Origin of the sequence: Mesorhizobium sp. M1A.F.Ca.IN.022.07.1.1 (assembly GCF_003997575.1) — a bacterium.
In the GTDB taxonomy this organism is placed as follows: domain Bacteria; phylum Pseudomonadota; class Alphaproteobacteria; order Rhizobiales; family Rhizobiaceae; genus Mesorhizobium.
Window position 1 is genome coordinate 1 of the sequence record NZ_RZST01000517.1, and the last position, 2,816, is coordinate 2,816.

At 63.6% G+C, this 2,816-nt stretch carries 4 protein-coding genes; all 4 read left to right on the plus strand.

All coding sequences use genetic code 11. The annotated features are described in order from the left end of the window. A partial coding sequence (locus EOA75_RS31450; protein WP_164747703.1) for a phage tail tape measure protein occupies window positions 1-1,639 on the plus strand: 1,639 nt, incomplete at its 5' end. Then, window positions 1,639-2,058: a phage tail protein gene (locus EOA75_RS31455; protein ID WP_127326017.1), complete on the plus strand. Its 420-nt coding sequence runs from the start codon at window positions 1,639-1,641 to the stop codon at window positions 2,056-2,058. The genes EOA75_RS31450 and EOA75_RS31455, both read left to right, overlap by 1 nt. A 79-nt stretch (window positions 2,059-2,137) precedes the next feature. Further along, window positions 2,138-2,527: a response regulator gene (locus EOA75_RS31460; RefSeq protein ID WP_127326019.1), complete on the plus strand. Its 390-nt coding sequence runs from the start codon at window positions 2,138-2,140 to the stop codon at window positions 2,525-2,527. Between the two features lie 30 nt (window positions 2,528-2,557). After that, window positions 2,558-2,788 (plus strand): tail protein X, encoded by a 231-nt coding sequence (locus tag EOA75_RS31465; protein WP_095800210.1) that lies wholly within the window; start codon window positions 2,558-2,560, stop codon window positions 2,786-2,788. Window positions 2,789-2,816 lie beyond the last annotated feature (28 nt).

Consider the following 2,816-nt stretch of genomic DNA (forward strand, 5'->3'; position numbering starts at 1 on the left):
CATCATCATCAACGCCGACAAGCCGGCGACCGCGATCAAGCCCACGATCGCGGTGCTGCAGGAGCTAGCGGACAAGTCGAAGCTTCCGTTCGACAATGTCGTGCAGGGGCTTGAGACGCTGATCGCTTCCGGCCGGTCGCTCGAGGAGGGGCTCGCTTTCCTGCCGTCAGTCGCCCGCACTGCCCAAGCCTCCGGCGCCGAGATGTCCGACATCGCGCTGACGGCCGACGCGCTGGCCAACTCGCTCGGCATCACCGCCGAGAGGATGCAGGAGGCCTTCGACATCCTCGCCTTCGAGGGCAAGGCCGGCAAATTCGAGTTGAAGGACATGGCGGCGGAACTGCCGGCCATCGCGCCCGCCTTCGCCGCGCTCGGCTACAAGGGCACCGAAGGTCTCAAGCGCCTGGCGGCCATGCTGGAGATCGTGCGCAACCAGACCGGATCCTCGGCGGAGGCCGCGACCAATTTCTCGAATATCTTGCAGAAGGCCTATGGCAACGAGGTGGCCAAGAACTTCAAGAAGTATCATATCGACATCCGCAAGGAACTCGACCGCACCAGAAAGGAGGGCGGCGACGTCATCCAGACGCTGGTCGAGCAGACGCAGAAGGCGCTCAAGGGCGACCTCTCGAAGCTGCCCCTGATCTTCACCGACATCCAGATGCAGCAGGGCATGCGCGCTTTGCTGACGCAGATGCCGGAGCTGGAGAAGCACCTCGACGCGCTCGGCAGCTCGGCCGGCACCGTGGCAAAGGATTTCGCCCAGATCACCGGCGATGCCGAAGGCAACTGGCAGCAGCTGATCAACAACATTCAGGAAACGGGGAGGGCGCTTGGCGACCTCTCCGGCAGGGCACTCAACCCGGTCCTCGAAAAGGTCAACAGCCGTCTGTCCGACATGATGGCCGTCGACAAGGGCTATGAGACGCTGCGGGCAAGCGGCCGCGATCCGCTGGCCTATATGGGCGAGTTCAAGGATCGCTACAACAAGCAGCATCCCGAGCTTGGGTTCTTCGATCGCTTCACCGGCGCGTCGGACGAGAAGGCGTTCCGCGATGCGCTGGCGCAGCTCGGCCGCGGTGAGATCAAGAGTGTCTTCGATGCGCTGCAGACGAAGATCCTCGAAGATCGCGAGACGCGCGAGCCGAACACCGGCATGCCGGCCTCGAGCACGCCGATCCCCACGCCACGTCCGAGGAACTGGGCAGAGATGACCCCTGCCGAGCGGCAGTACCAGGCGTACGCCGAAGGGCGTCATGCGGCTGCCAGGGGTGGCCAGGCCTATGTGCCGCCGGCACCAGGTCTCCCGGGCATCGGCCCGAACGTCGCCGGCTTCAATGCTGACGAATTCGAGCGTCGGCTGCAATCCGGCGGCGCCGACGCCGGCAGCAAGATCGCCGAGGGCGGCACGCAGGCGGGCCAAAACGCCGCGCAGACCTTTACGTCTGGCGTCGTGGGCGCGGGATCGTCGTTCGGCAAGAACGCCGCCGCTGCCTTCATCGCCGGCGTCAGCGGCTTCCTGTCTTCGGCCAGGGCCGATCTGATGCGGCCGGTCGGCTCGCTCGGCGGCAGGACGACCGGCCAGCAGGTGCAGGCAGATACACGCGGGCAGGCGATCGATTTCGGAGGGCCGCGCTGATGCTGATGAAGATCGGTCTGGTCGAGTGCGATCTCTCCTTCAACATCGATACGCATGGCCGGGAGACGACGCACGACTATGCGGAAAAGCCGGTGGTCGGCGCGATGCCGCCCCTCGAGGATGTGGGCGTCGGGTCGGAAACGCTCACCGTCTCCGGTCGCCTGATCCCGTCGAAGCTTGGCGGTTTGGGCACGTTGAACATCCTGCGCAACGCGCAGCTCGCCGGCACGCCGCAGCTGGTGACTAGGGGCGACGGCAGCGTGTTCGGCTTCTACGTGGTGCAGTCGATCAGCGACGAGCACGCATTCCTCGATCGCGACGGGGTCGGCCAAGTCGTGGATATCACCGTCAAGATGCAGAAATCGGCGGCGCCGGCGGCGAGCGACTTCTTCGCATCGCTGTTTTCGCTGCTCGGCTAAAGGCGCGCGAAAACGATTACTTTCCTTGGAACCGAACCGCTGTCCAGAGCGTAGTAGGCCAAATCAGGGAAGGGACCCTATGGGCGGCGGCACGATTCTGGTCGTTGAGGACGAACCTCTCATCCTCTTGGAAATCGAAACCGCATTGGAGGAAGCTGGCTTTGCCGTGTCGGGCTTGACCAGTGCCGAAGCTGCATTGAGCGCGTTCGATGCGGCGCCTGAGACGATCAAAGCCCTCATTACCGACATTCGTCTGGGTCCGGGGAAATCAGGTTGGGATTTGGCTCGCGAAATCCGTGCGGTAAATGCTGCCATGCCGGTAATGTACGTCAGCGGCGACAGCGCCGTTCATTGGCCTTCCGAAGGCGTCCCCAACAGCGTAATGATTGCGAAGCCGTTCTTCATGCCGCAGATCACGACCGCACTGGCCACCCTGCTCAACGATCAGCCGCCCGGCGAAAACACTTAGCCGCTCGGACACGATTCTGGATTGGAGCCCATGACCGAGACCGTCACCGTCAGGACGGAAGGCACGACGCTGTCCACTCTTCTTGCAAGGCACTATCGCAAGGTCTTCTCGGGCATGGTGGCGAAGACCTTCGCCCTTAACCAGGATCTTGCCAGGTCCGGTCCGCAGCTTCCCGTGGGTTTAGTCGTGACCGTGATGACACAGGCGGAAATGGCGGCTGAAGGCGCGGCCCCCAGGCCAGTGATCGATCTCTTCGAATGACAGCGGGCAAAAGCCCGCAAGCCCGACC